Raw genomic sequence first — 6275 nt, forward strand, 5'->3', positions numbered from 1 at the left:
CAATAATTTAAGCCACAACTTAGGCGCTAATGCGGAAACGCGACACGGAGTTCTTCAGCTCCTGCGCCAGCACGGTCAGCTTGCGCACCGACGATGCCGTTTGTTGGGTACCGTCCTGCGTCTGCTGCGTTACCTCAAGGATGTGCTGCATATTATGCGCAACGCCGTTGGCGGACGTCGCCTGCATGCCGGTTGCGTAGGAAATGCCCTGGATCAGCTCCGCCAGGCGGTCCGACACCTGCGAGATGTCCTGCAGCGCGGTACCGGCCGCATCGGACAGCTTGGCACCCTCGACCACACCCTGCGTCGATTTTTCCATTGCCGCCACCGCGTCGTGGGTGTCGGTCTGAATGGTTTTCACCAGCGCGCCGATCTGCTTGGCCGCTTCCGCCGAACGTTCCGCCAGGCGCTGCACCTCCTCCGCAACCACCGAGAAGCCGCGCCCCGCTTCGCCCGCCGATGCCGCCTGGATCGCCGCGTTCAGCGCCAGCACGTTGGTCTGTTCGGTAATGTCGGAAATCAGCTCGGTGATCTCGCCGATCTCCTGCGACGATTCGCCCAGGCGCTTGATGCGCTTCGAGGTTTCCTGGATCTGCTCGCGGATCTCGTCCATACCCTTGATCGCGTTCTGCACCGCCTGCGCGCCCTGGCGTGCCGCCGCCACCGACTGGCGCGCCACGTCCGCCGATTCGGCCGCGCTGCGCGACACGTCGGTAATCTCGTTGGCCATCTTCACAACGGTGTTGGACGCGTCCTGGATCTCCTTCGACTGCGCCTGCGATGCATTCAGCAGGTCGTTGGAAATGCCCTGGGCGTGGGTCGATGCCGCGGTAACCTGCTCCGCCGTCACCGTGACGCGGCCCACCAGGCCGCGCAGTTCTTCCACGGTGTAGTTAACCGAGTCGGCGATGGCACCGGTAATGTCTTCCGACACGGTCGCCTGCACGGTCAAGTCACCGTCCGCCACTTCCTGCAGTTCGTTCATCAGGCGCAGAATCGCGGCCTGGTTCTGCTCGTTCATGGCCTTCGCTTCTTCTTCCTGCTGCTGCGCTTTCAGGCGCATCGCTTCCGCTTCCTGGCGGCGGCGCTCGGAAGCGCGGCCACGGTTTTGCGAATCAAGCAGCAGCACGCGGCCGATGGCGCCGGCGGACACCAGCGTCATCAGCAGGCCAACCACCATCAGCCAGAAGGCGATACCGAGCGAGTCCTGCTCCTCGCGCAGCTTGCTTTGCAGGCTGGCGAAGCTGGCACGCACTTGTTCGTTTTCCGCGAACAGCAGGCGCTCCGCGCTCTTGGCGGCGGAGAATTTCTCCAGACGGTCCAGGATGAACTTGACCAGCTTGTCGTAGTCCTCGAAGCCCTTCTTCAGCGCCTGCAGGTTCTCGCGGGTTTCGCCGTCGCTCACGGCCGGCAGGCCAAGCGCCGAGCTGCCGGCCAGGAAGCCGTCCACGGTCTGGCGGAACACGGTGGCGTCGCGCCCCAGCTGGAACGCGGTCTCGGACGAGGAAATGCCGCCCTCGGTCAGGAAGGTCGAGGCGCTGCGGCTCATGCGCTGGGTCAGCATGCCCAGCTTGCCCAGGGCCGCCAGCTCTTTCGGGCTGCCGCCCTGCTTCAGGCGCGCCTGCGTCACTTCCTCGGTCAGCGCCAGCAGGTCGGGCGACATGGCGTTCAGTTTCTGCAGGGTTTCATCCAGGCCGGACAAGTCCCATTTGTACTTGGCGATGGTGGCGGCCGCCTTGTCGGAGGCCGACCACTTCTTGCGCGCATCGTTCAGCGACGGCAGCACCGAGCCCGGCGCGGAAATGATGGAACGGCCGGCATAGCGGCCGCCATCGGCCAGCACCAGCAGGGCACGGTTCAGTTCATTGCGCGAATCTTCCAGCTGGGCGGTGGCGTCCTTGTTGCCTTTAATCGCATTCGGCGCCGCCTTGCCGATACGCTGCGAGTGCATCAGCACGTCGGACGCGATCTGGGTCCGGGTCGATGCCACGCCGCTGTTGTACGCATTCCACGCCACGAACAGCACCGACAGCATGATCGACACGCCGAGCGTGCTGGTCAGCAGGCTCAGTTGGCGCTGGCTGGGCAGGTGGCCGATCAGGGGCAGCTTGACGTTGGCCGCGCTCTCGCCCACCGTGCTGCTGCGCAGGCGCTGCAGCAAGCCGCGCACGCCGCCGGCCGCTTCGGCCGCGTCGGCCGGGGCCGCCGCATCCGCCGCCACCTCCGGCTCGGCGATCGCTTCCGCCACTGCGGTGTTGCCATATTGCGAGTGGCTGAAACTGGAAAACTCCGAATTGGAGCCCAGCTCAGCGCTGGACTCCTGTGCGGAGCGCGAGAACCATTTAATTGCCATTACTACGTCCCCCGATAGCTTTTGATATTTTGGCGTCCGCCGGGCAGCGGTGCGCGTTACAGGCCGATTTGCAGGAATCGTGCTTCGCGCACCAGTTCCGCCAGGTCGAGCCTGGTCCACTGCTGCGCATCACGGTCTTGGAATTGCTGGTTGCCCCACAGGGGCAGCCGGCTGTCATGTGCTTGCTGTTCCATCTCATCCAGGTTGCGCAGGCCCAGCACACGGCCCGCCAGGATGGCGCAATTGAAGCCCAGGTGGCCGGCAAAGGTCACCAGGCGCGATTCCGGGCCCGGCGCGGCGCCGGCTTCCCCCATATAGCGGGCCAGGTCGACCACACCGACCAGGTTGCCGCGGATATTGGCCAGGCCGCGGTACCACTCTTGCGCCAGGGGCACCGCTGTCACTGCCTGGTACGGCACGATTTCGCCGACCTGGGTCAGGTCCAGCAGGCAGCGCCGGCCGCCCAGCAGCACGCCCAGCTCGCGCCCGGCGTTGCCCGTGCCGGCCTTGGCGGCCTGCATGCGTTCCAGCAGCGTCACCTGGTACTGGCGCAGGCGGCTGCGGCGTTCGGCGCCGGTCGGCGCCTGCTGGTCGATGGCCATGGCTTAACCGAGTGCGGCGATCTTGGCCAGCAGCTCGGCCGCATCAACCGGCTTGACCAGGTAATCCTTGGCGCCCTGGCGCATGCCCCAGATGCGGTCGGTTTCCTGGTTCTTGGACGAGCAGATAATGATCGGCACGTCCTGCAGTTCCGGATCCTTGGCGATGGCGCGCGTGACCTGGAAGCCGTTCTGGCCCGGCATCACCACGTCCATCAGGATCAGTTGCGGTTTATCAGCCTTGATCTTGGCCAGGGCTTCTTCGCCGTTTTCCGCGGTGGATACGGTGAAACCGCTGCGCACCAGGATATCGGTCAGGTAATAACGCTCGGTAGGCGAGTCGTCGACGATCAGGATTCGTTGAATGGCCATGCTTTGCCTCTAGTAATGCAGTGTATTTTTTTATGCGCTGGCGGCCGCGGTATGCTCGCGCACCGCAGCCAGCAGGCTATCTTTGGTGAAGGGTTTGGTCAGGTAGGCGGCCGAGCCGACCATGGCGCCACGCGCACGGTCGAACAACCCGTCCTTGGAGGAGAGCATCAGAACCGGGGTGGAGTGGAACTTGGCGCTTTTTTTGATCAGCGCGCACGTCTGGTAGCCGTCCAGGCGCGGCATCAGGATGTCGCAGAAAATCAGCGCCGGCTGGTGGTCGTTGATTTTGGCCAGCGCGTCGAAGCCGTCCTCGGCCAGCACCACCTGGTAGCCGGCCTGGGTCAGGAAAATTTCGGCGGATCGACGGATCGTGCTGCTATCGTCGATTACCATGATTTTCAGTCCAGATCCTTGCGGTGTTGTCGTCATTTGGCAGATGTTAACCCTATAGTCTCGCTACGATAGCACAGGGATTTGGCCCGTGGCGCTATCTGCTGCTTAAAAGAAACACTTATTTAAATGACTACCTTGAAACACCTATTAGGTTAATGGAAACTCAATTGACCAGAATGCAATTTCAGATCGCCACCATCTCGAAATCATCCTTGCGCGCGCCGCATTCCGGGCAAGTCCAGTTCATGGGCACGTCGGCCCAGCGCGTCCCGGGCGCAATGCCCTCTTCCGGCAAGCCGGCGGCTTCGTCATAAATCCAGCCGCAGATCAGGCACATCCAGCTTTGGAATTCCTGGCTTGGTTCAATGCTGCTCACGTTGAGTCACCCTCTAATAAAGTAAAATGCTGAATTAGGTATCTTAATCTACCCGCCGTGCAAAACCAAACATCTCCCCTGATCCTGACCTTTGGCGCCGCCGACCCGGTCGGTGCGGTCGGCGTGCATGCCGACCTGGCCGTGTTCAACGCCCTTGGCTGCCGTGGCCTGGCCGTCACCACCGCCCTGCTGGTGGGCGACAGCGCGCGCGTCGAGGAGCAGCAGCACGTCGATCCCGACATGGTGGCCGACCAGGCGCGCATGGTGCTGGAAGACGTGCCGGTGCAAGCCTTCAAGGTGGGCGCGCTGGACAACCTGGAACACGTCTCCACCATCGCCGAAATCATGTCCGACTACCCGGACGCGCCGCTGGTGCTGGACCCGTTCGGCAGCCAGCTGCCGGAACACAGCGACGAGGAAGACCCGGAAGAATTGCTGACCGTGCTGCGCCAGCTGCTGGTGCCGCAGGGCACGCTGCTGATGCTGTCCGAAGTCGAACTGACGCGCATGGCGGAAACCTGGCGCGACCTGGGCAACGGTGAAACCATGGCCGACGACGCCGAACACCTGATCGACCTTGGTTGCGAATACGTGCTGGTAACCGGCACCAATGCCGGCGGCGGCCAGCGCGCCAACACCCTGTACAGCGGCGAAGGCGTGCTGCGCCACGACAAATGGAAGCACCTGCCCGGCCCCTTCGTCGGCGCCGGCGGCACGCTGTCGGCCGCCATCGCCGCCTGGCTGGCGCACGGCCTGGCCGTGCCGGAGGCGGTGGAACGCGCCGAGCAATACCTGTTCCAGACCCTGCTCCATGCCCAGCGCTATGGCATGGGCCGTTTTGTCCCTAATCGCTTCTTCAAGCCATGACTACTTCGAAAAACGACATCCTGTTTGAACGCGCCCAGAAATCCACCCCGGGCGGCGTGAACTCGCCAGTGCGCGCCTTCCGCTCCGTGGGCGGCACGCCACGCTTCATCACCCGCGCCGAAGGCCCTTACTTCTGGGACGCGGATGGCAAGCGCTACATCGACTATATCGGCTCCTGGGGCCCGGCCATCGTCGGCCACGCCCACCCCGAAGTGGTGAAGGCGGTGCAGGAGGCGGCCACGCGCGGCCTGTCCTTCGGCGCCCCGACCGAGGCGGAAATCGAGATGGCGGAAGAAATCTGCCGCCTGGTGCCGTCCATCGACCAGGTGCGCCTGGTGTCCTCCGGCACCGAAGCGACCATGAGCGCCCTGCGCCTGGCGCGCGGCGCCACCGGCCGCGACAAGATCGTCAAATTCGAGGGCTGCTACCACGGCCACGCCGACTCGCTGCTGGTGAAGGCCGGTTCCGGCCTGCTCACCTTCGGCAACCCGACCTCGGCCGGCGTGCCGGAAGACTTCGTCAAGCACACCATGGTGCTCGACTACAACAACGTGGAAGCGGTGCGCGCCGCCTTCGCCCAATACGGCAAGGAAATCGCCTGCGTCATCGTGGAACCAGTGGCCGGCAATATGAACCTGATCAAGGGCACGCCGGAATTCCTGGGCGCGCTACGCGAGCTGTGCACCGAGCACGGCGCCATCCTGATCTTCGACGAAGTGATGTGCGGCTTCCGCGTCGGCCTGGGCGGCGCCCAGGCGCTGTACGGCATCAAGCCGGACCTGACCGCGCTGGGCAAGGTGATCGGCGGCGGCCTGCCGGTGGCGGCCTTTGGCGGTTCCAAGGAGCTGATGTCGAAAATGTCGCCGGTGGGCGCGGTGTACCAGGCCGGCACCCTGTCCGGCAACCCGGTCGCGGTGGCGGCCGGCATGACCACGCTCAAGCTGATCCAGCAGCCCGGCTTCTACGAAGGCCTGGCGCGCAGCGCACGCCGCCTGGCCGACGGCCTGACCGCCGCCGCCAGGGAAGCCGGCGTCACCTTCTGCGCCGACGCCGAAGGCGGCATGTTCGGCCTGTATTTCAGCGCCAGCCCGCCCAACAACTACGCCGAGATGATGGCCGGCGACCGCGACAAGTTCAACGTCTTCTTCCACAAGATGCTGGATGAAGGCGTCTACTTCGCCCCGGCCGCCTTCGAAGCCGGCTTCGTCAGCGCCCAGCACGACGACGCCGTGATCGACGCCCCCATCGCCGCCGCGCGGTCAGTGTTCGCTACCCTCTAACTAAAAAAATGGGGACGGAAAAAATGGGGACGTAC

Annotated in this window: 7 protein-coding genes; 2 read left to right on the forward strand and 5 right to left on the reverse strand. The window is 64.4% G+C overall.

All coding sequences use genetic code 11. The features are described from left to right. Positions 1-19 precede the first annotated feature (19 nt). The 5 genes from ACE3TQ_RS10330 to ACE3TQ_RS10350 all read right to left on the reverse strand — a co-directional run bounded on the left by ACE3TQ_RS10330 (position 20) and on the right by ACE3TQ_RS10350 (position 4054). Positions 20-2353 (reverse strand): methyl-accepting chemotaxis protein, encoded by a 2334-nt coding sequence (locus ACE3TQ_RS10330; protein WP_374582051.1) that lies wholly within the window; start codon positions 2351-2353, stop codon positions 20-22. A gap of 56 nt (positions 2354-2409) precedes the next feature. Further along, positions 2410-2955: a chemotaxis protein CheW gene (locus tag ACE3TQ_RS10335; protein WP_374582052.1), complete on the reverse strand. Its 546-nt coding sequence runs from the start codon at positions 2953-2955 to the stop codon at positions 2410-2412. 3 nt (positions 2956-2958) lie between these two features. Then, complete coding sequence (locus tag ACE3TQ_RS10340) at positions 2959-3324, reverse strand: response regulator transcription factor (protein WP_374582053.1); 366 nt, start codon at positions 3322-3324, stop codon at positions 2959-2961. Positions 3325-3354: 30 nt separating this feature from the next. Beyond that, positions 3355-3753 carry a response regulator gene (locus tag ACE3TQ_RS10345; RefSeq protein WP_374582054.1) on the reverse strand — a complete coding sequence of 133 codons (399 nt, stop codon included), beginning with the start codon at positions 3751-3753 and terminating at the stop codon, positions 3355-3357. 148 nt (positions 3754-3901) lie between these two features. After that, positions 3902-4054, reverse strand: a complete 153-nt coding sequence (locus tag ACE3TQ_RS10350) for a rubredoxin (RefSeq protein WP_028104578.1) — start codon at positions 4052-4054, stop codon at positions 3902-3904. Between the two features lie 96 nt (positions 4055-4150). Between ACE3TQ_RS10350 and ACE3TQ_RS10355 the strand changes: the two genes are divergently transcribed. After that, positions 4151-4960 carry a hydroxymethylpyrimidine/phosphomethylpyrimidine kinase gene (locus ACE3TQ_RS10355; protein WP_374582055.1) on the forward strand — a complete coding sequence of 270 codons (810 nt, stop codon included), beginning with the start codon at positions 4151-4153 and terminating at the stop codon, positions 4958-4960. Next, positions 4957-6240, forward strand: a complete 1284-nt coding sequence (hemL, locus tag ACE3TQ_RS10360) for a glutamate-1-semialdehyde 2,1-aminomutase (protein WP_374582056.1) — start codon at positions 4957-4959, stop codon at positions 6238-6240. The genes ACE3TQ_RS10355 and hemL overlap by 4 nt, the downstream gene beginning before the upstream one ends. Positions 6241-6275 lie beyond the last annotated feature (35 nt).

Source organism: Pseudoduganella sp. (genome assembly GCF_041914865.1).
Classification (GTDB): domain Bacteria; phylum Pseudomonadota; class Gammaproteobacteria; order Burkholderiales; family Burkholderiaceae_D; genus Rugamonas.